Source organism: Virgisporangium ochraceum (assembly GCF_016863655.1).
GTDB classification, from domain to species: Bacteria; Actinomycetota; Actinomycetes; order Mycobacteriales; family Micromonosporaceae; genus Virgisporangium; species Virgisporangium ochraceum.
In genome coordinates, this window is sequence record NZ_BOPH01000082.1 from 32,928 (window position 1) to 59,775 (window position 26,848).

19 protein-coding genes are annotated in these 26,848 nt (G+C 70.3%); 9 read left to right on the forward strand and 10 right to left on the reverse strand.

Going from position 1 to position 26,848, the window contains the following annotated elements; translation table 11 throughout:
* Positions 1–11: 11 nt before the first annotated feature.
* Positions 12–1,022 (reverse strand): sensor histidine kinase, encoded by a 1,011-nt coding sequence (locus Voc01_RS27780; protein ID WP_203930518.1) that lies wholly within the window; start codon positions 1,020–1,022, stop codon positions 12–14.
* Between the two features lie 36 nt (positions 1,023–1,058).
* On the opposite strand from Voc01_RS27780, the gene Voc01_RS27785 reads away from it, so the two are divergent.
* On the forward strand, positions 1,059–1,979 hold the full coding sequence (locus tag Voc01_RS27785) for a MinD/ParA family ATP-binding protein (protein ID WP_203930519.1): 921 nt from the start codon (positions 1,059–1,061) through the stop codon (positions 1,977–1,979).
* Here the strand turns inward: Voc01_RS27785 and Voc01_RS27790 are convergent.
* The gene (locus Voc01_RS27790) at positions 1,964–2,596 is read right to left on the reverse strand and encodes a response regulator transcription factor (RefSeq protein WP_203930520.1); all 633 of its coding nucleotides are present in this window, start codon (positions 2,594–2,596) and stop codon (positions 1,964–1,966) included. The two genes, Voc01_RS27785 and Voc01_RS27790, sit on opposite strands and share 16 nt — an antisense overlap.
* Before the next feature lie 70 nt (positions 2,597–2,666).
* Here Voc01_RS27790 and Voc01_RS27795 point away from each other — a divergent pair, with 70 nt between their 5' ends.
* Together Voc01_RS27795 and Voc01_RS27800 are read left to right on the forward strand one after the other, a co-directional pair.
* Positions 2,667–3,914, forward strand: a complete 1,248-nt coding sequence (locus tag Voc01_RS27795; RefSeq protein ID WP_203930521.1) for a family 16 glycosylhydrolase — start codon at positions 2,667–2,669, stop codon at positions 3,912–3,914.
* A gap of 14 nt (positions 3,915–3,928) precedes the next feature.
* Positions 3,929–4,315, forward strand: coding sequence for a hypothetical protein (locus Voc01_RS27800; RefSeq protein ID WP_203930522.1), 387 nt, complete (start codon positions 3,929–3,931; stop codon positions 4,313–4,315).
* Between the two features lie 90 nt (positions 4,316–4,405).
* Here Voc01_RS27800 and Voc01_RS27805 read toward each other — a convergent pair whose 3' ends face one another.
* Entirely contained in the window at positions 4,406–4,708 is a 303-nt protein-coding gene (locus tag Voc01_RS27805) for a hypothetical protein (protein ID WP_203930523.1), read from the reverse strand.
* A 145-nt stretch (positions 4,709–4,853) separates the two neighbouring features.
* On the opposite strand from Voc01_RS27805, the gene Voc01_RS27810 reads away from it, so the two are divergent.
* The 6 genes from Voc01_RS27810 to Voc01_RS27835 all read left to right on the forward strand — a co-directional run bounded on the left by Voc01_RS27810 (position 4,854) and on the right by Voc01_RS27835 (position 15,642).
* On the forward strand, positions 4,854–5,306 hold the full coding sequence (locus Voc01_RS27810) for a hypothetical protein (RefSeq protein WP_203930524.1): 453 nt from the start codon (positions 4,854–4,856) through the stop codon (positions 5,304–5,306).
* Positions 5,307–5,353: 47 nt separating this feature from the next.
* Positions 5,354–6,313, forward strand: coding sequence for a hypothetical protein (locus tag Voc01_RS27815; RefSeq protein WP_203930525.1), 960 nt, complete (start codon positions 5,354–5,356; stop codon positions 6,311–6,313).
* A gap of 110 nt (positions 6,314–6,423) precedes the next feature.
* Positions 6,424–7,245, forward strand: coding sequence for a hypothetical protein (locus tag Voc01_RS27820; protein WP_203930526.1), 822 nt, complete (start codon positions 6,424–6,426; stop codon positions 7,243–7,245).
* Between the two features lie 41 nt (positions 7,246–7,286).
* Positions 7,287–9,347: a CHAT domain-containing protein gene (locus Voc01_RS27825; protein ID WP_203930527.1), complete on the forward strand. Its 2,061-nt coding sequence runs from the start codon at positions 7,287–7,289 to the stop codon at positions 9,345–9,347.
* Positions 9,344–14,326: a hypothetical protein gene (locus Voc01_RS27830; RefSeq protein ID WP_203930528.1), complete on the forward strand. Its 4,983-nt coding sequence runs from the start codon at positions 9,344–9,346 to the stop codon at positions 14,324–14,326. The genes Voc01_RS27825 and Voc01_RS27830 overlap by 4 nt, the downstream gene beginning before the upstream one ends.
* Complete coding sequence (locus Voc01_RS27835) at positions 14,323–15,642, forward strand: hypothetical protein (protein ID WP_203930529.1); 1,320 nt, start codon at positions 14,323–14,325, stop codon at positions 15,640–15,642. The genes Voc01_RS27830 and Voc01_RS27835 overlap by 4 nt, the downstream gene beginning before the upstream one ends.
* Here Voc01_RS27835 and Voc01_RS27840 read toward each other — a convergent pair.
* The 7 genes from Voc01_RS27840 to Voc01_RS27870 are packed head-to-tail and all read right to left on the reverse strand — an operon-like array spanning position 15,598 to position 26,762.
* On the reverse strand, positions 15,598–16,164 hold the full coding sequence (locus Voc01_RS27840; RefSeq protein WP_203930530.1) for an NADH-quinone oxidoreductase subunit B family protein: 567 nt from the start codon (positions 16,162–16,164) through the stop codon (positions 15,598–15,600). The two genes, Voc01_RS27835 and Voc01_RS27840, sit on opposite strands and share 45 nt — an antisense overlap.
* Positions 16,165–16,172: 8 nt before the next feature.
* Positions 16,173–17,873: a hydrogenase large subunit gene (locus tag Voc01_RS27845; RefSeq protein WP_203930531.1), complete on the reverse strand. Its 1,701-nt coding sequence runs from the start codon at positions 17,871–17,873 to the stop codon at positions 16,173–16,175.
* A complete protein-coding gene (locus Voc01_RS27850; RefSeq protein ID WP_203930532.1) occupies positions 17,864–19,483 on the reverse strand; it encodes a proton-conducting transporter transmembrane domain-containing protein in 1,620 nt (539 codons plus the stop codon). The genes Voc01_RS27845 and Voc01_RS27850 overlap by 10 nt, the downstream gene beginning before the upstream one ends.
* A 1-nt stretch (position 19,484) precedes the next feature.
* Complete coding sequence (locus Voc01_RS27855) at positions 19,485–20,279, reverse strand: NADH-ubiquinone oxidoreductase chain 4L (protein WP_203930533.1); 795 nt, start codon at positions 20,277–20,279, stop codon at positions 19,485–19,487.
* A 4-nt stretch (positions 20,280–20,283) separates the two neighbouring features.
* Positions 20,284–21,231: a respiratory chain complex I subunit 1 family protein gene (locus tag Voc01_RS27860; protein ID WP_203930534.1), complete on the reverse strand. Its 948-nt coding sequence runs from the start codon at positions 21,229–21,231 to the stop codon at positions 20,284–20,286.
* Positions 21,232–21,244: 13 nt separating this feature from the next.
* Positions 21,245–23,359: a proton-conducting transporter transmembrane domain-containing protein gene (locus Voc01_RS27865; RefSeq protein ID WP_203930535.1), complete on the reverse strand. Its 2,115-nt coding sequence runs from the start codon at positions 23,357–23,359 to the stop codon at positions 21,245–21,247.
* Positions 23,352–26,762 (reverse strand): ATP-binding protein, encoded by a 3,411-nt coding sequence (locus tag Voc01_RS27870; protein WP_203930536.1) that lies wholly within the window; start codon positions 26,760–26,762, stop codon positions 23,352–23,354. Before Voc01_RS27870 ends, Voc01_RS27865 begins: the two co-directional genes overlap by 8 nt.
* Between the last annotated feature and the right edge of the window lie 86 nt (positions 26,763–26,848).

Consider the following 26,848-nt stretch of genomic DNA (forward strand, 5'->3'; position numbering starts at 1 on the left):
CCACGACCGGCCTACGCCCCCACGCCGGAGCGGCCCGCCGGGACGGCGCGTAGCCGGATCCGGGCGGTGAGACCGTGCGGACGGGCCTGGCTCAGGTGCAGCCGGCCACCGGCCGTCGCGACAAGCGCCGTGGCGATGGTGAGGCCCAGACCGGAACCGGCCGTGGGCCCGTCCTGGCGGCGTTGCCAGAACGCCCGGCCGGCGCGGGCGAGGTCGACGGGCGACATGCCCGGCCCGTCGTCGGTCACCTGGATGTCGACGTGGCTGACGAACGGCTGCCGCACCTGCACGGTGACGGTGCTGCCGGCGCCCGCGTACTTGATGGAGTTCTCGATCAGCGCGTCGAGGGCCTGGTCCAGCACCTCCGCGGCGGTGAACGCGCGCACGCCGGCGGCCCCCTCGCGCACCAGCGTCACCCCGCGCGCCGCGGCGGCCTGTTGCCACCCCGAGCAGCGGTTGTCGACCAGCGCCGACACGTCGACGGCCCGGGGACGGGCGAGCCGTTCGGCCCGCGCGTAGGCGAGCAGCGAGTCGCAGATGCGGGTGAGCCGCCCGATCTCGTGGGCGAGCATGCGGTGGTCGGCCCGGCCCTCCTCACGCACGGCCGGCTCCAGGTTGTCGGCGCACAGCCGGAGCGTGGCCAACGGGGTGCGGATCTGGTGGCTGGCGTAGGAGGCGAAGGTGCGTTGGCGCTGCACGAGTTCGGCGAGGTGCTCGGTCATCGTGTTGAGCGACCGGCCGGCGTACAGGACCTCGGCCGGACCCGCTCCGATCGGCACGCGGGCGTCCAACTGCCCGTCGCCGACGGCGCGCGCCACGTCACCGAGAACCCGCACCGGGACGGCGATCCACCGGTACAGGGCGACCGCGACGCCACCGGACATGCTCGCCACGACGAGTGCCCCGACGCCCAGGGCCACCGCCGTCGAGGGGGTGCCGACCACGAACGCCAGCGGGATGGCGAGTCCACTGTAGACAACGACGACCAAGCCGACGACGGTGACGACGAGCCTGCGCCGCATGGACGGATCCTATACCCGACTTATAAACTGCTGCCGATGGCCGGCGAGAGCGCGGGCGGGGCCGGCGCGCCACACCCAGAGGCACAGGCCAAAAAGGTACAGGCCAAAAAGGTACAGGCTACAGCGGCACAGGCCACAGCGGCGCTGGTCGACGAGGTGCTCGTGCCGACCCGGCGCCCTGACCTCCGGTGGGTCCGCCTCGCGGCCGCACTGCGTGGCCTCGCGGCCGGCGTCACCGAGACCGGCAGCATCGAAGCTCTCCACGTGCAACGGTGGATCACGAGCGGGGTGCGGCATCCGCAGGCGCGGCACCGCATCGTCGCCGTGGTGGCGGGCAAGGGTGGTGTCGGTGCCTCGACCACCGCCCGGGCGACGGCGACGATTCTCGCCACGTTGCGCGCCGACACCGCGGCGGTGGTGTCGGTGCACCCCGATCCGGCGTTCGGCCGGTACGCCGGCGTAAACGGACTCGAAGCCGTGGACCTGCGTTCCCGGCAGGCGGACCCGACCGTCGACGACCTGTTCGACCTCGTCGACCGGCTCTCCAACCGGCACACGTTCACGGTGCTCGATGTGGGCAACGACGCGTCGGCGGTCGCGCAGGCCGCCATCTCGAGCGCCGATCGGGTGATCGTGGTGACCGGAACGGGGCCGGAGTCCGTCGAACACGTCCGCCTGGGCCTGCGCCGCGCCCGCTACGGACGACCCGACGACGCCCCCGTCGAGCCGGTCGTCGCGGCGGTGCGCACCGCGTCGGGATCGGCGGGTAGGGCGGTGCGCGACCTGACCGAGCAGCTCGGCCTGCGCGCGGACAACCTCGTGACCGTCCCGTACGACCGGGAGCTGGCCCACTCGGCCCGGGTGGGTCCGGCCGTACCCGGCCGGTCGACGCAGTCGGCGTTCCTGACGCTCGCCGCTCTCGTGGCCGCCGGCCCGACCGGTCAGCCCAGCCGGTAACCGACTCCGCGCACGGTGTCGAGGGCGACGCGGTCGCCGAGCTTGGCGCGCAGGGCCGCGACGTGCGTGTCCAGCGTGCGAAACCGGACCCGCCGGCCTGTCGGCCACACCTCGGCCAGCAGGCGCTCCCGCGTCACCACCGCGCCGGGCTCGGCCAGCAGGAGCGCCAACAGCTGGAACTCCGTACCCGTCAAACCGACCGGCACGCCGTCGACGAACGCCTCGCGCGTGTGCGGGTCCACCCGAACGGCCCCGACCACCGGTGGACGCGACGGTCGCCGCGCGACCGCGTCGAGACGGGCCCGGAGCGTCGCGACGTCGACCGGCTTCACGAGGTAGTCGTCGGCACCCGCGCGCAACGCGGCGGCCCGGTCCGGCTCACCGTCGCGTGCCGTCAGCACGACGATGCCCACGGCGCCGCGCTCACGGAACCGCCGGCACAGCGCGAAGCCGTCGCCGTCGGGCAGGCCCAGATCCAGCAGGACCAGGTCGACCTCCGGCGCGGCCAGGGCCGATGCGACGGTGGCGGCGTGCGTGACGTCGTGTCCGAGCCGGCGGAGCACACCGGTGAGGACCCCGGCGAACCGGTCGTCGTCCTCCACCAGCAGGATCCGCACGACGCTAATTCTTCATCACATCAGCGGCGCTATCGCGTTGTCGTCGGCCGCCCGGTCCTAGTTTCGCCCGATGGACCTGTTTCTCGACCTCGGGCAAGAGCCACAGTTCGAGCTGCCGCGGCGTCCCCGGCCCGGCAACCGGCGAAAGGTGTTCGTCGCCGCGGCCCTCGTCGTGGTCGTCGTGTCGGCGGTCGGACTCGCGACGTGGGACCGTCAGCCCGCCGGCGCCTACCCGACGGCCGCGCCCTCCGCCTCCGGGTCGCCCGGTCCCGCACCGGGCCCCGGCAGCGCCCCGGCGTCCGCGTCGGCGGCAGCGCGCCTGTACGGCCTGACGGCGACGGTGCTCAATCCCGATCAGGTCAGAATCGACTGGACCGGCGGCAGCGCCGACGCCACCGGCTGGACCGTCGCCCGCGACGGCACCGACGACAACGGCTTCGGCCCGTGGAGCACCGTCCTTCCGGCGACCGCCCGCACCCACACGTTCAACATCCTGGTGGCCGGGTTCGACTACACGTTCACCCTCACGCCCCGCACCGCGACGGGAGCCGGCGAGGCGGCCCGCGTGACGGCCAACACCAACGGCACCTCGACCGGACCGGTGGCGTCCCCGTCGGGTCCCACCGATCCGCCGTCGAGCGGCGGAGGCACCCCGCCCGGCGACGGTGCGACGGCCGCGGCGACGCAGAACTGGGGAACGCCCGCCTGGAGCGAGGACTTCGACGGCACGGCGCTCGGTCCGGACTGGGGGGCCTACGACGATCCCACCAACCAGCACGGCAACCGGCAGCCCGGGCAGTGCCGGGTGTCGGGCGGCATGCTGCGGCTGGTCTCCGAACCGGACAACCGGACCTGCGGCGTGGCCCACAGGAAGAACCAGACCTACGGACGGTGGGAGGGCCGGGTCCGGTCCAGCGGCTCGGGATGGATGAGCCTGTTCATCATCTGGCCGCACGTGGAGGAACCGAAGTGGCCGGCGCTGGGCGAGTACGACTGGCGCGAGCACGAGGCCGGTGCCCGTTGTTTCACGGGGTTCCACCACTATCCCGACCACACTCCGAAGCGCCAGGAACAGCTGCCGGAGCGATGCGCCCCCGGCGGGACCTCGGAGTGGCACAACGTCGCCTTCGAATGGACGGCGACCCGGATGGCCGGATGGATCGACGGTGCCCTCTGGTACGAGTTCGACTGCGCCTCGTTGGCGGACCTGTGTCGCATGCCGGCCGGCCACGTCACCATCCAGAACGACAACCAGGGCCAGGCAAACGGAAGGAGTGCCATCACCGAAGTCGCGTGGATCCGAGGTTGGGAACTCTAGGAAAGAGACGTGTGATGACCATGATGCGACGCTGGACCCGGCGGGTCCTTGTCTCGACGCTCCTCGTGCCGGCGGCTGTCGTCGTCGGAGCCGCACCCGCGCACGCGGACCCGAGATGCACGGGGCGGGTGGAGGTGCTCGGCACCAGTGAACCGGGCACGAGGGTGGTGGCCTCGTTCGCCCGCGGCGGCGCCAGCAACGTGTACCCGGGCAGAGGTGTCAGCGGGACCGAGTTGAGTCCCGTCGTCCGGTTCGGGATCGTGGCCGACCAGGCCGCCTTCGTCGAATACTTCGACCTGCGCGACAACCGGCGCCTGGGCTCGGACGTCGTGGGGGTCGGCAGCTATGCCGTCAACCAGTGCCACAAGGCGGTGTTCTGGGTCGAACAGCTGGCCGGCTGACGCCGTCCAGCGGCGAGGACCGTCCACATGCGACAGTGCTTGCGGGCCGGTCCCCGCCGCGTAGGCGTGTACGTCAGTCCCAGCCGTGTGTCAGTCCTCGGCGCGGTAGTCGCGGAGCTCGCGACGGATCCGTTGGCGGTCCTGGCGGTTGGCCGTCCGGCGCCAGATCTGCCGTTCGCGGCTGCAGCTACCTCCGTCGCACTTCAGTACGTGGTAGCCGCCGCCGACCCAGTAGCAGCGGCCACGCGGCGCGGCACCGGCGACAGCCTCGGCGCTGATCTCCTCGGGAAGGGTGCACGGCCCGAACCGGTGATCGTGCACGGGAACGCTCGTCAGGCCGGGTGTCTCGGCCATCCGGACCCATCGCGGCCGGGTCTTGTCGGTCCTGCTCATACGGGCACCTTTCGGCTCCGTGAAGCCCCGGGATGGGGCCGTCACAAGACCGGGTGCACCGCGATCACCTCCGAGTCGGGGCCAGGCATGGATGACACTGTACCGCGCGCACCACGTCAGCCGGCTCGACGTGGAGGATGGTCGGATGAGTAGCGGACCGCCGCGGCGGCTTGCCATAGAGCACGACGACCACCATGCCGAGCATGTGGGACACACGGCCGACGGACGGCAGTTCTTCCTGACGCGGCCGTTCGAACCGGGCACCCACGACGGCAACGACGGCCAGGAGTTCGTCGCGCTGTTCCTGTTCGACGCCGACGGCCGCTTCCTCGAAGCGAGGATCGACGCCTTCGGGCCCCGCGACACGATGGACCGGGCCGCGGCCCGGGCGGCGTTCGACGGCAGGCTGCGGGACCTCGGTGACGTCACGTTCGCGCGCATCGAGGTCGAGCCGTTTGCGGTCGAGCGGTTCGGCACGACCTTCGGTCTCGTCCCGCGGGCGCCGGAGGACGACGACGACCGGTGGTGGGTCACCATCGAGCCCGGTGACTACATGGCGTTCACCGAGCCCTGGGACAGCGGCTACTACGACACCTGACCGGATCGGCCACCCCGCCTTGACGACGAGGGGTATGGTCGCGGCCCGTGGGTTACGACACGAGTTTCCATCCGGTCGACGTCGCGCTCCTCCACGACCGCGTCCTGCCGTACATCGCCGGGCACGGAGCCGACGACGACATCGACGACCTGGTGCAGCGTGCGGTGAGGCTCCGGCGGGTCCGGTTCCGGGCCAAGAGCTGGGCGCTCGGCGTCGCGCGGGCGACGCGTGACACCGGGGTCGACGCGTTCGACAGCATGCTGCACGTGTGGGGGCGGCCCTTCTTCATCGTGGCCGACGAGCCCGACGAGGTCGCCGACCTCGCGGTGCGTTACCTGAACACGCCGCTCGACGGCGTCGACGACCTGGCCCGCGAGATGGTGGCCCGGCTCGATCCCGCCCTCGTCGCGGCCGTGCGTCCCGACACCAGCGGCACCCTGCCCGACGACGCCGGTCTCACCGGGTCGTTCAGCTGGCGGCCGCGGGTCCTCCGGTCGTCGGTCGCGGCGCTGCGGGCCGGTGAGACCACGCTGACCTGGAACGGCGAGGAGCTCAAGCCGGCCGACGTCCTGGCGCAGGAGACGGTGTACATGCTCCTGCATGTCGCGTCCTTCCTCGTTCCCGGCTGGATGTCGCGCGGCAGGACCTGGCCGACCTACCTGCTCGACGCGGGCGGCCTCCCGGAAGCCGGCTTCGGGCCACCCGACGACCTCCTGGGACCGCTCGCCGCCGAGTTCCCCCAGCTGCCGTGGACCAGCGAGGCCACGATCATCGGGAACTACATGGTCGGTGGCTACGTCGCGCCGGCCGGGGTCCCCGCCACCCGCACCGCCCTCCGCGACGGCCGCGACGCGATCATCAGCGGAGCCGAGGCCAAGCTGGGCGCGTCGAACTGGGCGTTGGAGCTTCGGAAGATCGACGAGGCGCTGGCGCTGGCGCAGCGCCTCGGTGTCGGCTTCTGCGAGGCGACCGAGGTCTACAGCGGCATGACGGGCTCGCTCAACTGACGGTGGTCGCCTCCCGGACCTAATTGTCGGTCAGTTGTCGAACGCTTGTCAGGTCGGTCGAATCGCGATGCCAGATCATCGAACGAGCGGCACACCTCGAGGAGGGTGAGATGGCCGACTCGTATGAGGTCTACGCCCGGGCGATGCGTGATCCGTGGCGCGGCTGGTGGGTGACCTGGCCGCTGTCGACAGCGGTCCGCGTGGGCCACGTCCTCGGGCTGACCGCCGGTGTCGTGCGCAGCGCGGGAACGCTGTCCGAACGCGGAATCGATGTGCGGTGCGAAGCGGGATCGCCGCCGAGCGAGTTCACCTATGACGCCAACGGCTCCGCGGTGGTCAGGTTCAAGGCCGCCGGCGGGAGCGCGCAGGGCTTCTCGGCACTCGCCGAAGCCGATGCCGGCGCATCCATCGAGTTCCACCGTGACTCGACGGCTCTCGTGGTCTTTCACGGCTTGACCCAGACCGGTGTGAGCGACACGGTGGGGCTCGCGGGCGCACTCGTCCGACGCTACTGGGCCGGTGGCTGGGACGACGGACTTCTCGCCGTCACCGACGTCGTCGCGGCGCGGAGCGGCACGGTGCTGGCGGCGGCACGGCACGGGGCGTCGGCGGAGCTGCGTGTGTCGGCCACGCTCGGCGCCCCCCTCCGGCTCGCCGATCTGGCGACGGATGCGGCGGTGGTGCGGCGGAGCTTCCTGGGCCTGGAGTGGGTCGGCCGCGACGTGACGCCGTTCTACCGGGTGGTGCGGTTGCGCAAGAGCTGGCTCGGCCGTCTCAGGGAGGACTACGGGCCACGTGCACCCGGCCGGGGAGCGGCTCCGGTGCCGGTGCCGCCGCTTCTGTTGGAGCAGGCGCATGACGATCCGGACCTGGTCGTGGAGACCATGTCCGCCGCCGAACAGGCACCGTTCCCGCCCGGTCCCGCCGGTTGAGGACCGTCGGAGACCACATGCGCACACTGACCGTTCGGATCGTGACACCGGAGGACACCCCCGGCTGGCACGTCCAGCTGTGGTCGCAGCCGGACGGCCACCACGCCGAACTCGTGGCGACCGCGCCGCTCGGGGAGGACCTCGTGCGCGTCGCGGCGGGCGAACACGGGCAGTGGGCCCTGGCACCGAGCCTGTTCGGTGCCGGCACCGACACCGCTGATCGGCGTGCCATGGGGGAGCGGCTGTTCATGGCGACATTCCGTGGTGAGGTGGCCCGGCGGTGGTCGGTGGAGCGCGCGGCCGCGACCCCCGCGCATCCGGTGCGGGTGCGCCTGGACGTCGCGTCACCAGTGCTCAGGGCCCTTCCCTGGGAGCTCGTCCGCGAAGGGACGCAGTGGTTGTACCGGCGCGACGAGCTGATCTGGAGCCGGGGTCCGATGCGGGGACCAGAACCCGCGCCGCCGGCCGAGCACGGTCCCTTGCGTGTCCTGGTCGTCGTGTGCAGCCCGGACGACCCCCAGTTCCGTGCCGATGACGAAATCGCCCACATCGAGGCGGCGCTGGCGGGGATCAACGGCCTGGCCCATACCGAGGTACTCGACGGGCCCAGCCGGTACCGCCTGGCCGAGACGATCGATGATCTGCGTCCGCACGTGCTGCACGTCATCGGACACGGAATGCCCCGGCCGGGCACCGGCGGCGCGGCTCTCCACTTCAACTGGATGCGGCCCAACCGGCACCCGGTCGACCATCCGGAGCCGTGGGAACTCATGGCCGAGCATGTCGACGAGTTGTCGATGAAGTGGAAACCGCGGCTGGTCGTACTCAACGCATGCCGCACCGCCGGGGATCCGATGGAGGTGATCGGCGGCCTCGCCGCGGCATTCCTGGACTCGGGAGTGCGCGCCGTGGTGTCGATGCAGGCCGACATCGACTCGCCGGCCGCCGTCATCTTCTCCTCGGCGTTGTACCGGGCCATCGCCGACAGCTGCCGGATCGACAAGGCGGTCGCGCTCGCCCGTCGGGCAATCGCGCTCCAGGTCGCGGACACCGACTGCTGGGCCCTTCCGGTCCTGGACCTGACGCATCCGCCGGGGTGTGTTCTTCCCCGGTCCTTCGTGGCCGACCCGCACCTGGTCGCCGACGTTCGCGCCCGACGCGGCTACGCCGACCTGCGCCGGTTCCTCGACCGCTCCACGGAACGTAGGACGGCCTGGTGGACGCTCGATCCGCCGATGGAGCCGGAGCCGGTCCGGGAGCCAGGACGGTCGCTGCTGGTGATCGGCGGGTCGGCGGACCCGAAGACGAGGAGCGGCAAGACCTGGCTCGTCTATTGGAGCCTGCTGGCCTGCTTCCTGCGTGGGAACCGAGTCACCTACGTCGACCTGTCAAGCCCCGTCGCCTACGGTGACCCGACACGTCGGGCCGTCGCGGGTGGCGTCAAGGACTGGACCACCGCGCTGCGGATGATCCGGGACGCCTGTCAGGACCCACGACAGCCCGAACCTCTTCCCTGCAAAGCGTTCTACGGGTTCAACGCGGTCCTGAACGCCCTGCTGCGGGGCGCGGCGCCACCGACGGCGGACATCGGGGAGCCGGTGCGGGATGAGGGCCTCGGCTTCGACGACGACGTGAGCCGACCCGACGGGCGGAAGGCCGAGATCTTCGCGACCTTCTTCGACGCGTTGGCCGCCGTGTCCCCTGACCGGCTGCATGTGATCGCGCTCGACAACGTGCACCGCATCATGGAGGGCGCGTTCGACGACGTGTTCTATCCCCTGTTCCTGGGCCCGGTCGCGGCGCGGCGTCACCGCGGGCTGCGTGTGGTGGTGACCGGCCAGAACGAATGGCTGGACAACCATCTGCCGAGCGGGGACCACCACCTGTGTCAGCGGATAGAGGTGGGCGGGTTTGCGGCCGGCGACTACATGCGCCTGGCCCGGGACTACTGCCGGCGCAACGGGCTGGCTTTCGAGAGGCTGGAAATCTTGTTCCAGAAGATCCAGGAGCTCCTGTACGGCGGCGGCTACGCGCCGGTGACCTCCTTCGACGAGATCAAGGCGATGGCCACGAGGCTGGGTCTCGACGGGTTACGGACATGACCACGTCGATCGATCAGGTGGTTCACCGGCTGGAGGCGGGGGAGTCCGTCGAGGCGATCAGGCGCTCGTCCCTTCCGCGTGCGCTCCAGCGGCTGCTACGGGCCTGTGCGCTCGCTTATGTGTTCACCGAGACGCAGTTCGAATCGGCACTGCGGCAGCACGGTGGCCCGGATGCCCCCGATCTGGCGGCTCTGCTCGCGGACGGGCTGATCGAGATCGCCGTCGACCGACCGCCATTGTTCCGCGTTCCGGCGGTCGACCGGACGGCGTACGTGCGGGCCTGGTTGGCGGGGAGCGGGTCCGACCGGTCGCCCGAGGATGTCATCGCACTGGAGCGGCGGCTGGCGGCCTCCTGGGACGGTGCCGGCAACCGACTCGAGACGTTGCGACACCTCCTGCTCTCCGACCCTGATCGGGCCGCATCGATGTTCGAGTCGATGTTCGTCGAGGCCGACGGTCTCCGCGACTTCGCCTGGTGCCAGGACCTGGTCGACGTGCTCAGCGACCCGGACCGGACGCCATCGGCCGGAGACGATCTCGCGGCCCTGGGTCTCGACCGGAAGGGCTACCTGCGGTGCCGGTCGTACTGGGCGGCCGACTACGCGCGGTCCGCGCAGTTCCTCGAACTCCCGCGGTTCCGCGAACACGCCGAGGCGCTGCTGTCCGGGTCGGGCCCGCGGGTGTGGCAAATGTACGCCCCCGGCGGAGCGGGCAAGACGACGCAGCTGCGGTGGCTGATAGCCCGGTACTGCGTGCCACGACCCAGGGACGTCCCCTGCGCGCGGATCGACTTCGACGTCGTCGATCCGGTCAACGCGGCGCGGCACCCGTGGCTGCTGCTCCTGGAGATCGCCGGCCAGATCGGAAGACGCCTTCCGCCCCGAACCTTCGGGGCGCTCGACCGGTACGCGCCGTACCGCGGCCTGCTGAGCCGCCGCCCGTCGGACCTGGTCCGCGACGTCGCGCGAAGTCTGGACAGCCTCGATCTCGACGCGGTCGAACGCGAGGTCGTCGAGACGTTTGTGACCCGGTTCGATCTGGCGCTCAAGAAGCGTCCCACGCTGGTGGTCCTCGACACGACCGAGGAGCTGGTCCTCCGCGGGGAGTCCGGGGTCGCCGCGCTGCTGCGGATGCTCGGGGGCGTTCTCGCCCGGTGCCAGAGCCTGCGGCTGATCCTCGCCGGACGCTTCGACCTGCGGGAGAAGGCGCCGGGCGCCTGGGCGGAACTCGGCGCTGTCCGGCACGTGCGGGTGCGGCGGTTCACGGCGCGGCAGTCCGACGCCTACCTCGGCGGGTTGCGTGGCATAGGTGATGCCGACCTCCGCTCCGCGATTGTCGAGCGGGCCCACGGACTGCCGTTCGCACTCGCGGCGTTCGCGGACGCCGTCGACCTCGATCCCGCCTTCACCGCCGACGACGCGCGTACGTCCGTCGAACCGAATGTCAGGTACCTGATCGAGCGGGTCGTCCAGCGTATCGACGACCGGGACGTCCGGTGGCTGCTCCGGTACGGGGTGGTGCCGCGGCGGCTGCGTTACGACGACGTCAGGTCGGTGATAGGTTTGTTCCTGGCCCGCGGCATGCGTGGGCCGGGCGAGGGCGACGATCCGCGAACGGACCGGCACTACCTCAGCGGCGGTGACGAGGTCTTCCCGTTCGCTGGAGCACCGGACGGAAAGCGGTTGCGTGACGCGTGGCACCGGCTGATCGCGTATGCCGGCCGGTCGTCGTGGGTGTCCCGGGCCGACGACGACGGATCCAGCGTGACCTTCCTACCGGAGGTGCTCGCGCCGATGCGGCAGCTCATCTCCGCTAGACCCGTCTACGTCCAGTTGCACCGGGCCTTCGCCAACCACTACGAGAACCTCGCCGGGGGCGATCCCGACCTGAGCCTGTGGTACACGCGCGAAGCGCTCTACCACCGGTTCCAGTCGGCGGACCCTCTGGCGTACCAGCTATGGCACGGTGCGATCGGGCAGGCCCGGGATTCCGGCCGGTACGACGACGTACGCGCGCTCGCCGAGGAGGTGCTCGGTCCGGAGTATCTGGACGGCGGTCGGCCGCGGCAGGGACTGCTCGGACGTCCGTTGATCACCGACGCGATCGTCGCCGAGGCTTACGGGCACCTCGCCTACGCCACGTTCCGTTCCGCCCAGCGGGAGAACGCGGGGGCGTCGGATCCACTGTGGACGGAGGTGCTGCACCGGCTCGACCACGCGGAGGAGATCCGGAGGCGGTCGCGGAACGTGCCACCGGCGACCGGTCGGGAAATGGCCATCCGCGCGGCTCACGCGCGGGCGGACGGGGCGGCCGCCGAGGCACTGGAGATGCTGCGGTCGGGGGTCGCTGACGCCGGCGTCGACGAGCGGGTGGACCTGCTGCGGATTCTCGGCGACTGCCAGGCCGACACGGGCGATCCGGCCGCTGTCGGCACCTACGGGGCAGCGTTCACCGACGCCGAGGCGTCGGGCCGCTGGGACCAGTGCGTGGACATCGCGCTCGCGGCGGCCTCCGAACGGCAGCGGCACGGGCGGCTGGACGAGGCGCTGCGCTGGTGTGCCGCCGCGGAACAGACCGGCGACAGGATTCCGGGCGCGCCGGTGATGACGCTGCTGTCCCGAGCCGCACTGCTGATGCGCTGCTACGAGCCGGCGGCGGCGAAGAACGTTCTGCGCGGGCTCGACGGAGCGACGGTGACGCAGCGCGCCGAGGCGGCCGTCCTGACCGCGCGGGCCGATCTTCTCCTGGGCCGGGCGAACTCCGCCCTCGAACGCCTCCATGAGGCGCTGGACGCCGCCGGACGGATTCCGGACCTCGGCCGGTACCGCCTGCTGGCCCGGATCCATCAGCTTCGTGGCGTCACCTACGGCGAGCTGCTCGCACTCGACGAGGCGGAGGTGAGTTTCCAGAAGGCCACGGGCCTGTGGCGGGAGCTGGGATTCCTCGGCGGGCACCCGGAAACGGCGTATCTGCACGTCCGATTCCTGATCCGCGACGTCGGCGACCTCGCCGACGCGTCCAGGAAGCTGGCCGCGATGCCCGAGCCGGTCGGCGACCTCCGTGTGCGGACCGCCCTGATCACCCGGGAGCTGGCGGTGGCCCGGCACGAGCCGGTGGATCCGGACGACCGGCTGAACGGGCTGTCGCCGGTGCTGTCGGCTCTCGCGGCGGCACAGCGGCTCACCGAGCCACGGTCGGACGTCGCCGCCGACGTGGACGTCCTCCAGACGATGGTCGGGCAGATCCAGCCGCCCCAGGCGCGCCTGGTCGTCCTTGCCGAACTGCGCCGTCGGGCCGACCGGGCGGCCCCCTTCGCCGGTTTGCGGTCGGCCTTCAGCGGGGTCCTCGGCGCCGACGTCGATCCGGACGACGGGGCACTGCACCGCAGCCTGCTCGCGGAGCTCGAACGGCTGGCCGGACAGCCGACGGCCGCGCACGACGCGCTCGCCAACGCCCGTGAACGCCTGAACGTCGCCATGCGGCGCGACCGGGCGCTCGCCGTCTGGCGGGAGATGCAGGCCCGCGCCCGGTTGGGTGAGGACATCCGGCCGGCCGACGTCGAGGTGCTCGACCGGTCGCGACCGTACCGGTCCCCGCTGCTCCATGCCGCCGGACTGCTCCTGGTGGCGTCGTCGCCGTCAGTCGATCCCGAGGCGGCGCGGGTGATGCTCCTCCGGGCGGCGCACGGTGCCCGGTCGGTGCGTCGGCCGTCGTTGTGGTCGGCCCGGATCCTGCAGCGCTACTCGGAGGTCACCGGTGATCCCGCGGGTCGGGCGGAAGCGGACCGGGTCTTCCAGGTACTCGGGCATCCGTCGTACCGGGGCCACGGCGCGCACCCGCCGGTGCTGCCGGACCGGGCGGATGAGGCCCGGCTGCTGCTGCGCATGCCGGAGGAACTGCACGCCCTCGACCTGCCCGCGACGGCCCGGGAACTGTTCCGCGACTGGCGGGCGGTGGCCGGGGCGATGCGTGAGCACCTGCGGCCCGGCCGCGGTTGGCGGCGCGGGATCACCACATTGCGGCTGGAGTCGAGCAGCGCCGAGGTACACGCGATGCCCTGGGAACTGGCACTCGACCCGGGCGTGGACCCGGTCGCCTACCGCTGCCTGCCCGACGCCGGGGAGGCGTACGACGTGGGCTGGGTCCAGGAGCGTCTGAACCGGGCGTTCGACGCGGGCCTGAGGGCCGACGGCGTACCCGGTCCCCGCACCATGTTCGCGTTGAGCAAGGTCCAGCCCGACAGCGGTGGGAGCCGTCCGCTCGTGCACGCCGAGACCCGGGACAGGCTGGGGGGCGTGGCCCGCCGGTCGCGGTCGGGCCGGCCGGGCGTCGTCATCGTCGGGCTGGGGCGGGGCCACGGACCGGGCGGCTCGCTCTCGGACGGGTGGGGGGTCGACGTGGCCGAACCGTACGAGCGGGCCGGCTTCGCGGTGCGGATCGCGGCCACGGCGGATGCGTTCGGCACATGCGCCGTTCCGGCCCGACCGGGCTCCGTCCTGCACATCAGCGCCCGGCTCGCGCGGACCGGAGGCATGCCCTACTTCGACCTGTCCGGGCACGGGCGGGCGGGTCGGTTGGCCTCGACGTCGTCCGGCGGGGACCTGCACGTGAAGGACATCGCCGCCTGGCTGCGCGGCGGCGACCGGGCGGCCCCGGCACCGCTGGTTGTGCTCGACCCGCCGTTCCCCGGTTCACCCGCCGACGTACCCGGCCAGCTGCTCCTTCGGAACATGTTCGCCGCCCTGCTGTTCGCCGAGGAGGTCGCACCGGTGATCCTGGGGACCGGCCTGACCGTTGCCGGGTCCTGGGACGTGTCCCGCCTGATGGTCGAGGCGCTGTCCGCCGGATGGCCGCTGGCATCCCTGGTCCGCCGGCTCAGGGGGGCCCGAATGTCGGCGAACACGAACTGGCAGACCGAACCGGACCGCATCGCGGCGCGCGCCACCGCGGTCTTCGCGGCTCCGTCGGCGTTCGCGTGAGCACCGCCGACGCCCGTCGGACGGCCCGCGACCGTCACCTGATCGCGAGCCTGCGCGTAGACCTGACCGCCTGGAGGGAGGCGGTGGAACCGGGCGGGCCGATCGAGAAGCACCGGAGCCAGGTCACCAGCATCACCACCCGGCTGCTGGCCGGCGTGGACCGGTTGGAGCACTGGGCGGCGTGCGGCGACCCGCCCGCCGGCGTCCAGGTGGCGGACCTCGTCCTCGACCTGCACCACGTGTGGGACTTCTTCCGGGCGAAGCTGGTACTGCGCTACGTCGACGCCTACCGCGACTTCCTCGACGCGGCCGACGAACTGGCGTGGGCCTGCTACCGGCCGGCGGTGGAAGCCGTCGTGCGCGACGACGTCCGGCTTGACGAGCCTCCGCTGGTCTTCTTCTACCGGTCGGCCGTGCCGTTCGCGATCGCCCGGGGCAGCGACTTCGCGGACATGCTGCCCCGTGGGGGTCTGAGTACGCGGGCGGGCTCGTCGGCGGCCGCGGACCTGCCGTTCCCGGTCATCGGTGTGCCCTGGCACCTGCCCGGGCATCCGCCCGCCATGCTCGCGATCGCGCACGAGGTCGGTCACCACATCGAGGACGACGTGGGGCTGACGGCGGAGCTGACGGCCCGGCTCGACCGGTCCGGCGTCGACACACGCTGGTCCCGTTGGGTCGGCGAGGTGTTCGCCGATCTCTGCGCCGGCGTGGCCTGCGGGCCGCCCTACCTGTGGACGCTCGCCGACGCGCTCGCCGGAACCGACGGCGACGGCGCGGGTGCGGGGCTGTACCCGCCGGCCCGGTTGCGGGTGCTGCTGTGCCGGGAGGTCGTCGAGCGCGCCGGCTTCACCGACGTGCCGTCGACGGCAGCGCTCCCGCCAGGACCGTCCGGCCCCCTGGACGTGGAGGTGGAGGCGGTCGTCACCGCGCTGACCGGGGATCCGTACCCCCACCTGGGCGACGCGACACTGATCAGCGTCCTGCGACCGGGGCGTGCGTGCCAGTTGACGGACAGCATCGACCGGTTCCGCCGAGGGCTCGCGATCGACACCAGCGACGTCCGGCTCGTAGCCGCGGCGGCGGCCGGGGTGTTCGCCGCCGATCCGGACCGGTACGACGACGCGGCGGTGGGCGAGCGGATGATCCGCGAGATCCTGCGCCGGCGTCCGTCCGGGTTACGCCGGTCGGAGCCGGGGGACGACCGGTTGCGTCGCGAACGCGACGAGGCGGCGGGCCGTTCCCTCCTCGACCGTCTCGCCGCGAACAGGCGGTCAGACTCGGCCGGGCGGTCCGGCGCCGTCGTTCGTGTCCCGTGACCGGGCCGATCGACGCGAGCGGACCACGGAGAGCAGGCCCTCGACGATGTCCGCCGGTTCCGGCGGGTCCCCGGGGACGTGTGCGGCGATGGCGGCGATCATCTCGGGCGGCAGGTCGACCGTCGCGTAGGACGACTCGTACAACCGGGTGACCTTCTCGGTGACCGCGTCGGAATGCCGGTGCAGACGGGCGAAATCGGCGAAGTCGCCGACCGTGATGATTGTCCGGGGCGCCGTCATCACCTCGAACGCCTGCCGTACCGCACCGAGCATGTTGTACGTGAGCGGCCCGGTCAGCAGCAGGAGGTCCGCGTGTCGCGGGGAGGCGACGAAGCGGATGCCGTACTGGCCCACGTCGAAGATCGGATTGCCGAGCGCCACGAGTTCCGACTCGACCGCATTGCTCGATCCGCCGTCGAGATGGCGGATGAAGACGGAGGTCCTCACCGCCCGCCGGGACGTCTCGACGTACGAGGGCCGGCGCAGCAGTCCGGCGACGGTCCGTAGCCAGTTGGAGCGCATGGGCCACCTCACAGGTCGTTGCCGGCGTAGGACAGGTTGAAGCTCTTGTTCACGAGCGGGAAGTCGGCCACCATCGTCTCCACGGACCGCCCGTGCTCGACCCGCGGGCGCACCGACTCGGTAAGAGCCGGCCAGTTCACGATCGACGGATCGCGGATCTTGCAGCGGTAGATGCGTGTCATCTTGTCCTGCATCAGCCAGTACACGACGTCGCCCCGGAACCCCTCGGCGTACCCCACCGCGAACGTGTAGTTGTTCTCCGGCAGGACCTTCGGCTGGTCCAGCAGCCGGAGGCGTTCCCGTTTCCGTAGCCCGCCCCAGAGCTGGAGGATTCGCCGGATGATCGCGTGGGACTCGTTGACCTCCTCCACCCGGGTGAGGAACCGCGCGTAGACATCGCCGGCCTCCGCCTCGGCGCGGTCGGTGCGCCGCGACTCGTTGGTCCGGTCACGTCCGAGGCCGCGGTCGTCGTACACCCCGTACGGATGGTCCCATCGGCAGTCGCGGGGCACGCCCGAGGCACGTGCGACCAGACCGGTGACGCCGAGCCTGACCGCCTGGTCCCGCGTGAGCTGGCCGACGCCGATCGTGCGGGCGCGGAATGCGACCCGCCCCTGGAGCCGCTTCGCGATGGCGTAGAACCGGCCGAGCGAGTCGTCGAGGGTCTCCCGTATGTCCCTGACGTCGAGCTCTCCGGGTAGGACGACACCACCGGGACGGTTGACCCGCCGCAGATACCGGTGGCCTGCGATGCGTTTGTTCAGGCGGAGCAACTGTTCACGGACGATCGACAGCCGTGCCGCGTACGGGCCGAGGGCGACGTCCTCGGCAAGCATGCCGATGTCGGCGACGTGGTTGTGGATGCGTTCGAGTTCGAGGAACAGGCCGCGGATCCGTTCGGCGGCCAGCGGCGCCGGCCGTTCGGTGAGGGTCTCGGCCGCTCGGCAGTACGCGAGCGAGTGCGCGAACGAGCTGTCACCGGAAGCCTGCTCCGCCAGCCACCAGCCGTCCAGCAGCGGGACGCCCGACTGGAACAGCCGCTCCAGGCCCCGGTGGGTGTATCCCAGCTGGATTCCGAGTCGATTGACCGCCTCGCCGGCCATCGAGAAACGGAACTGTCCGGGTTCGATGATTCCCGCGTGTACCGGGCCGACCGGAAGGATCGGGGCGCCCGGACCGCCGCGGACCGCCGCGGCGGTCCGGTCGTGGTCGAGAACGTCCTGCCGCAGCCGGCTCGTGGTCTTGTCCCGACGTAGCGGATGTAGGCCCTCTGGGTAGCGGTTGTGCAACCAGGATCCGGTCGCCACGTCGTGGGACCGCGGACCGTTCGGGCGTAGTCCCAGCATGTCGCAGATCTCGTGCTCGAAGCAGCTCACCACCTCGAACCAGGTATGCAGCGACGGATACGTCTCGGGCTGCGGTGGCAGCAGAAGGTACTCGACGAGGACGAACAGGTCGGTGGTGGGGTGGGAGAACAGGTAGTAGAGCTTGAAACACCGGTCCTCCAGTTCGCGTTCGTCGTTTCCGACGAGCGTCACGAGGTAGAACCTCTCGTCGAACAGGTACTGGGCGAGCCATTCCAGCAGTTCTGCGTCGCGGACCTGCACCAGCACCTGGTCCTCGGAGTGCGAATGCAGCAGCTCGGCACGCTCGGCGAGTGCCTCGGCGAGCCGGTCGCGTACCGCGTCGATGGTGAGGTTCACGGGCATGCGCCTCCGCAGACGATGGTGACACTGTCGTCGAGCAGCTGCCGAAGGTCGAGCGGCCCGATGGCGGGCACGTCGAACCCCAGCCACACGATCACGGCGAGGAGAAACAGGAGCGGGACGATCTGCCGCCACGTCTCGCGGACGACGCCGCTCGGGGGATCACCGATCAGGATGCGGCCGAGATGACGAACCAGCCCGCCGAAGATCAAGGTCACCGACAGGACGAACACGACCAGCGACGCGATCAGCCCTGCACTGGGTTTTTCCAGCACCTGCTGCACGCCACCCCACAGGATCAGGAACTCGCTGAGGAAAATGCTGAACGGTGGGGACCCGACGAGGGCCAGCCCTCCGAATCCCAGCAACGCACCGGTGACCGGCATCGCCCGGAGGACCCCACCGTAGGGCTCCACGCTCGGGTCGGCCCCGCGGACATCCGTCGGAGACCTCGAGGCGGCCTCCCGGTTCTCGGGGGCCTGCTCGGTGCCGGCGTAGCTGTCCTGGACGTTGCCGTACGCCAGGAACATCAAAGACTTGGTCAGGCCGTGGTTGAGGACGTGGAGCAGGGCGCCGAACAGGGCGACGGGCCCTCCGATGCCGAGACCGAGCGTGATGATTCCCATGTGCTCGAGGCTGTGGTAGGCGAGGATGCGCTTGAACCGGTTGGACTTCAGGATGAACGGAACCGACACGACGAGCGAGAGCAGACCGGCGCCGAGAAGCATCTGCGAGGTGAACGCGCCGTGGTCCGGCAGCGCGAGGTTGGTGATCGTGTAGAACCTGAGGATCGCGTAGAGCGCCGACTTGAGGAGCACGCCGGACAGCAACGCGCTGACGGGGTACGGCGCCTCACCGTGCGCGTCTGGTAGCCAGGTGTGCATCGGCGCGAAGCCGGCCTTGGTTCCGTACCCGACAAGGATGAACAGAAACGACAGGCGGACAAGGTCGTCGTTGAGTTCACCGGCCGAGCCGACCAGGTCGGGCCAGTCCATGGACGGATGCTGGTCCGACGGGATCGCCCTCGCCAGAAACAGCGTGCCGAGAAGCGCGAAGATGATCCCGGTCGACGTGATGACGATGTACTTCCACGCCGCTTCGAACGCCTCCCGTCGGCGTTCGGCGGCGACAAGGAGCGTCGAGGTCACTGTCGTCAGCTCGATGCCGATCCACAACACGACGAGGTTCGCCACCAGGGGAACGAGGACCATCGTGAAGTGGAACGCGTTGAACAGCGAGTAGAACGCGGTTCGGCTCAACGTGCTCCGGCCGGTCCGCCGGGCCCAGCTACGGCCGGCGTAGAACGACGCGACGAGCGCCACGGCGTTGACCAGGAGCACGAAGTAGAGGCTCAACGCGTCGACGTACAGGTGCAGCATCCATAGCCGGACGTGCAGCGTCTGTGTCATGGTTCCCGCCAACGCGAAGACCAGCGCGAGCGACACCAGCGAGGCGCCGACGGTGACGATGTCCTGGAACCGGTGGGTGACCCGTTCGGAGATCCAACGATGAACCCATGGCAGCCGCGTCAGTGGCTCCGGGACCAGCACGAGGATCGCCGCGGCCAGCGGCGAGACCAGCAGCATCGTCGCGAGGGAGCCGGCCGAAGGCATGCTAGCCCCGCAGCAATCGGTTGTCGCTGACCTGGATGCTGGCGGAGACGCGATGGATCTCCGGCAGGATCCACAGCAGGATCGTGAGCGTGACCGCCACGTAGAAGAACAGACTCAACATGAAAAGGGAGGCGAGCGCCGGCGGCGAGACCCTGACGGCCGCGAGAAACAGGCCGTGTTCCATCACGAGCAGGCCGATGATCTGCGCAACGATGTCGTGCTTGTTGATCATGGTAAACAGGCCCTGGAGCAGAAGCGCTATCGCGACCGCGAGGCTCATCACGACGTCACCCGCGGCGTCCTCACCGGCTTCCACGCCGCGTAGCAGCCGCGCCGCGACAAGCACCGCCGTGGCTATCAGAACGAGGTCCACTCCAGCGGAGACGCCGCCGCTCAACCGGGACAGTCCGTTTTGGAGCAGGCTGAGTTCGGCATCGGCCGACGCGCCGCGCAGGTCGCGCCACCAGGCGGCGAGACGGGTCCGGAGCCGGCGCCGGTCGGATCGGCCGAACGCCGGTTCGGGCGCCATTTCCGGAGCGAGTGACGCTTGCGCCAGTAGCGGCGGCACGTAGACGGCCAGGGCGGCGGGCAGAACGGCGAGCAGCATGACGGCGTACTCGGGCGGATCGGGAAGGACACTCGCGAGCAGCACCACCACCGTCAGCGTCATCGCCTGCGCCCGGTAGAGCCGGATCATCTCCTTGAGCGTGATCGAGGCCGAAATAGCGAGGGCCAGGATCACCAGCACGTACGAGAGCAGCGTCGCCAGCTGCTCGACCGCCTCCGACCGGATCATGAATTCACGCGCCCGGTGGTATGCGGCTGACCACGAGCGAGATCACCACGAAGAGCAGGACACCGGCCGCGAGCATGAGACGGGTGTACAGCGCCCGCAGGCGGACCTTGCCGCGGCTCACCTCCCACACCGCGAGTCCGAGAAGCAGCGCGCAGACCTTGGCGAGGTATACGACGGTGGCCACGAGCAGCGGTACGGGCGCCGCCGAGACCGCGATGCCCCACGGCCAGGCCAGAAGGGCGACCAGCGAGATCCCGAACGTCAGCTTCATCGCGTCCGCCCAGGTCACGAGCGCGAGCAGACGCCCGCTGTACTCCAGGTGGGTACCACGTTCGATCATGGTCAGTTCCAGGTTCGTGTCGGGGTTGTCGAACGGAAGGCGACCTGCCTCGCCGAGCAGGACGTAGGCGAGCGCGCCGATCACCAGGGGAATCGCCGCGTCGTCGACGAGCGACTCGGTGGTCAGGCCGATCCGGGCCGGCGCCGGCAGGTTGGTCGTCAGCCGGCTCATCGCGTACACGTAGATGGCGATGAGAAATGCCGGTTCGGCGAGGATGTGCACGAACCACTGCCGGCCGCTGCTCAGCGGGCCGAACGGCGCACCGGCGTCGAACGCGGCGAGCCCCGTCGCGAACTTCGCCAGTCCGAGGACGGCCACCACGAACAGGAGGTCGATGCCCGGCCGGGCCGGGAGGAACACCGTCGGCAGGGCGAAGCCGAGGAGCAGGAAGCACGTGAACACCACCGACGGCGCCATCTGGAAGACCCCCGACGCCGACGCGGGTACGCTGGGCCGCCGTCTCAGAAGCTTGATCAGGTCGCGGTACCGCTGGAGCGGGTCGCTCCCGCGCCGGCCGGACAGGCGCGCCTTGAACCACTCCAACAGCCCGTCGAAGAGGGGCGCCACGAGCGCGTATCCGGCGGTCTGTGCGATCGTCAGCCACAGCGCCATCACGTCTCCGCGTTCATGACAACGCCAGCACGATCAGCACCATGACGACGGCGGCGAAGATGTACAGCAGGTAGGCGCGGACGTCGCCGCTCTGCAGGCGATCGCCGATCCATCCGGACACCGCCTTCGTCCGCATCACCATGATGTTGAAGGCGCGGTTGGACACCTCGGCGACGCGTTGGCCCGGAGAGATCTCGAAGGACTCGGGTAGCGGCCCGGTGGCCGGCTCCGAACTCTTCCTGGCGATCGGGCCCCAGATGAGACCCGACATGGCGGCGCCGGTGTACTGCATGGTCTGCGGCTCGAACGGTTCGCCACCCACCCACACCGGCCGCCTCGACCACCGGGACGCCGCCACGCCCAGGGTGATGACGGCCGGCACCACCGCGAGGACGAGCAGTGGCCACGTGGGCAGCACCGTGCGATAGGAGTCGTCGTCGAGCACCCCGGGAATGTGGATGGTCAGGGCCGTCGGGTCCGCGTCGAGCACGGCGGGGTCGAGGCCGGACGGCGGTAGTGCCTTCGACAACGACGGCACCAGCAGCCAGGGTTGCAGACCGACCAGCACGCAGCACCCCGCGAGAGCACCCAGGGCCACGCGCATCGACCAGGTGACGCCGCCGCCGGGCGACCGGTCGCGCGGCTCTCCCAGGAGCGACTCACCGGCGATCTTGATGAACGCGAGCGCCGTCGTGGCGAACGCGATCGCGAGCGTGATGAGCGCGCCGACGAGCGCGACCATGGCGAGGAGCGCGACCGCGGCACCCGAGCGGTAGATCGCCTGACCGCTGAAGAGGGTCTGCAGGGTCAGCCACTCGCTGACAAAGCCGTTGAGCGGCGGCAGCCCCGCGATCGCCGTGGCGCCGATCAGGAACGTGCCGCCGACCCAGGGGGAGCGTCGCAGGAGACCTCCCAGCCGACGCGTCTCGAGCGTGCCGGTCAGCTTCTCGATCGAGCTCGCGCCGAGGAAGAGCAGCGTCTTGAACACCGCGTGGTTGACCACGTGGTACAGGCTCGCCAGCAGCGCGAGCGCGGCGGCGCCCCGGATCGCCGGGTTGCCGCTGAACCGGGCGTCGCTGAACATGAGCGCCATCCCGATCCCGGCGAAGATGATCCCGATGTTCTCGACGCTGTGGTACGCCAACGCGACCTTCAGGTTCTTGCTGAGGAGGGCGTAGAACACCGTGACAAGCGCGGTGATCCCGGCGAGCAGCAGTACCACGGTGCCCCACCACCAGGCGACCGGTCCGATGACCCCTTCGAGAATGAGCCTGATGGCGAGGTAGACGGGCACCTTCAGCATGACCGCGGACATCATGGCGTGGACATTCGTCGGCAGATGCGTATGGACCACCGGAACCCAGAAGTGGAACGGTACGACGCCCGATCGGATGGCGATACCGGTGATCACCAGCGCGAAGCTGAGGTGCGGCACCGGTGATTCGCCGCCCTTCCGTAGGACATCGAAGTCCAGCGTGGACCCGCCCACGACGACCGGCAGCAGCCCGGCCAGGAGAAACATCAGGCCGACGTGGCTGACCAGCACGTACGTTTGCACAGCGGTGCGGCTCCGGCCGGGCTCCTGCCGGATGCGACCGCGGTAGCGCACCAGGTCGGCCGAGCACAACGTGATCAGCTCCAGCGCGACCAGCAGCCAGAACACGTTGTTGACCAGGAGTGTGAGGAGGAGGCTCGCGACGAACAGGTTGAAGGAACCGGCGACGCTGTGGCGCAGGGGGTCGTCCCGGAGCCACCCGAACGAGTACACCGCGACACAGGCGGCGCAGAATCCGACCAGCGAGATGAACACGTCGGCCAGTCCGTCGTGGTGGAAGGTCAGGTCCAACGCCGGAACGTCCGCGACGGGTGCCCGCACCGACAAGACCCGGACCGTCCGGACACAGTCGCCGGCGGCGCAGTTGATGAGGCTGACGGAGATGATGACCGCGGCCGTGCTGCCGACCGCCGCGAACGCGAGCGCGGCGCGCATCGACCAGGTCTTCGCCGACTCGATGCCGAGCAGTCGCAGCCGGGCCAGCAGCACCCCGCCGTGACCGCACAGCCCCCCGGCCGCGAACAGGAACGCCACGAGGGCGAACGGGCCCGGTCCCGGAATGACGTCAGGCACGCTGCGCCTCCGGAGGATCCTGGGCGAGGTCCTGGTCGGCCACCGCCTCCAGGTCCTCCCGCTCACCGCGGTGCATCAGCAGGCGGCGGAACAGCGGTATGCCGAACCCGTACCCGCCCCCGGGGATCTCCCGCACCGCGTCGACGACAACGAGTCGCAGCAGGCTCTCGTCGTAGTCGCCGAGCGGGTCGGCGTCGCCGCGGACGGCCCGCTCGACGACGTGCCGTCGGACGGTCGCCTTCAACTGGGCGCCGTCCATCGCGCCGGGGTGGCTGAGCAGGGTGAGCAGGATCAGCTTTCCGACGCCGCTCGCACGGTCCCACATGTACGCGAAGTGCTCCCAGGCGGCGCTTCCCGGGATCATCATCTGCCGTTCGATGACCTGCAGAACCGTCTTGAACTGCACGTAGCGGGTGTGGGTCGTGTTGACGTAGTCGACGATTTCGCTGCACAGGAGCTGGATGAAGTACGGGTACCGACCCGCCTCCTCGATGATCGTCTCGACCGCGTCGTCGGCGAAGCGCAGCCGTGAGCGTGGGGAGACGGCCTCCCAGGGCGTCAGGATCAGACGGCGGGCGGCCTCGGGATCCAGCACGCTCAGCGGAACTATCTTGAACACGTTGAACAGCGGTGACTCGTAGTCACGCGCTTCCTTGTACAGGCCGAGCGCGCTGGCGACGACCCAGGTCACACCCTGGACGGTGGAGATGGCGTGCCGCAGCGGAGCGTAGAACTCCGACTTCTCGGCGATCCTGTCGAGAATGTCGAACTCGTCGACGAGCACCACCGGTCGTTGACCGCGCGCGTTTCGCAGGATGGCGCGGAGCGCGACGACGAACTGGGTTCCGGTGACCGACGGCTCGCCGAGCAGCCGGTCGCTTTCGTCGCTGCGCAACCGCGCGTCGCTCATGGTGCCGAGGACCGCCTGGTAGAACGTGGTCGCCGTCGGGGTCCCGTGCGGCCAGTCGATCGACTGCAGGTCGAGCACGACCGGGCGGGTCGAGTCCAGCGCGTCGTGCCAGGAACGCTGGATGCCGAACCACTTCCGCACACCCGACCTGCCGTTGGTGTCGGTCAGAACGGCCTGGACCATGTAGAGCAGCGACGTCTTACCGGTGCGCCGCGCACCGCGCAGCAGGACGTTCTGCGGCCTGCGGTCGGCCAGGTGGCTGAGGAGCTGCTGCAGCTCCGACCGGCGGCCGTAGAACCGTCGGTGCTCCATCAGCGGCAGGCCGAACACGTACGGGTTCGGGCGCTGGTGGAACTGTCCACTGTCGACGCCGGTGACCCGCATGACGAACTCGAAGGTCCGCTCCTGGCGGTCGTGCTCGCCCGCGCACGAGACGGTGCAACGGACCGGAAAGGTCTCGGTGTCGGACACCGACCGGACCGCGAAGCGGAATCGATGGTCGCTGCCCGGACCGAGGTGCGGCAGAGTCTGCTTGAAGCTGCTGTCGAGAAGCTCGAAGGCCTCCGACACGAACAGTTCCACCTCCACGTCGCGGGCGGCGACGCTCCCGACGTTCGCCACCGCGAAGACGATGCCGCTGCCGTCCCGGTCCGGTGCGATGCTGCTGGTGCGTAGCTCGACCTCCAGCGCCGCGCCGCCCCGGAGCTGGCTGACCAGGTCCCGGGTGTCGAGGATGGTGCGTTCGTACAGGCAGCTGAGGATGTTGGCCTGGTGCAACGGCGCGAAGATCAGGCGGAAGCCGCGGTTGAGCTGGTCGATGCCGCTGATCAGTTGGTCGATCTTGTCACGCACCGGTATCGGGTGCGCCCGGGTGCGGCGGATCGCGTCGACGATCACCGCGTAGCGCTGGAAACCGCTCCAGAACGGCACGGACAGGAGGTCCATCGGCTGGGTCATGTCGGCAGCGCGGCTGACCACCTTGGGCGTGCTCTCGAAGCGCTCGGACGTCGGTCTGATCAGATCCTCGTACGCCTCGGCGCGTCCGCCACCGCGCAGCATCGTTAGCAGTGCCCGGCCCAGACCGAGGAGCAACTGCGCGCGGCCGGCAAGGTCAGGATCCGGTCCGTCATGGCGGTGGAGGTCGGCCGGGCGTGACTCCAGAACGGCCACCATCGCGGACAGCGACCGGGCGACGTCGGCGCCCTTACCGCCGCAACCGAACCAGTGGTCCAGGGCCGTGTAGTACGACCGGCGCAGACCGTCGGTGCTCTGGATGAGCAGCTCCAGGACCCGGTGCAACGTCTCGTACGCTTCGAGCAGCCATTCGTTGCGCCGTGCCTGCCGGGCCCGCCACGGGTCCGTCATGCTGTAGATGGCGCAGCAGTGGATCATCGTTTCGAGCAGGTCCTCGGTGGTGACCTCGTACGCCTCGCGCTGCCGCCTCTCGTCGAGGAGGTCCTGGGTGAGGAGCCAGGCGTTGCGGGCGAGAATCTCCGTGCGCCCGACCCGCCGCAGGATCGGACCGAGATCGCACCACATGGTCGCCGGCGTGCTCACGGCCATCGCATGGCGTAGCGGCAGAAGGGAGAACCGCACCGGTGCGGTGCTGCCCGCCAGTTCGGTGTCCGCGTCGTCGAGAGACAGTCTGTGGGCGGCGTCGCCGAACGGTCCACCGTCGTCGCCCTCCAACGGCCCCCGGTAGAGGAACGTTCCGGCGCCCGTGCGAACGAAGGCGTCGAAGTCCCTACTGGGTAGGACCCCGCAGAGATCGTCGACATCGCCCTTGCCGAGGTGGATCTCCAGCGCGAGGCCGTAGGCCCGTCGAAGGTCCTCGTTGTCGTGGGTCTGCTGCCAGCGCCGGTAGAACGCCCAGCTCAGCTCCGTGAGCGTCGCGCCGAACTCGTCGTCCAACTGCGAGCGGAGGACGATCGTGCGTAACTCCACCGAATAGCTCGCCGGCTGGGGAATCCCGATCAACGACCGGGCCTCCTCGAACGCGATGACCTGATCGTCGGGGGCGAGGTAACCGGCGGGCAGTGGGCCGGGAACGATGTCGCTGAGGCGGACGACCAGGTCGCGTTCGGGAACGAAGGCGACCATGCCGCGACGTTTGTCGTCGGGGAGGGCGGCGATCCGGTGGGGCGCGGAGATGGCGGCAATCTCCGCAAGGGCCCGCTGCCGGTAGGAGTCGTTGTGGTGCTCGGCAAGGTGGGCGATTCTGGCGCGGACGTGGTTGGCGAGTTCCGTCCAGGTCTCCCGGAGTTCCCGCACCATTCCCCGGTTGCGGAATACCCGGTCGAGACGGCAGAACATCGATCCTTTGGTGGGAACGTCCGACCTGATCAGGTCGACGGCGGCCATACCGAGCACGGGCCCGTCAAACTCGGTCAGACTCGCCGACCGGAAGGCGTCGAGCGTGATGGCGGTTCCGGGGACGGTGGCCGTGCGCCGGGGCGGGCGGGCGTAGATCAGCAGCAGGTCGTCTGTGTTCATCTTGCTGAATACCGCGACAAGTCCCGGAAGCGCGTCGTCGGACAACGCCTTCTTGATTCGACCTATACGTTCAAATGGAACCTGTT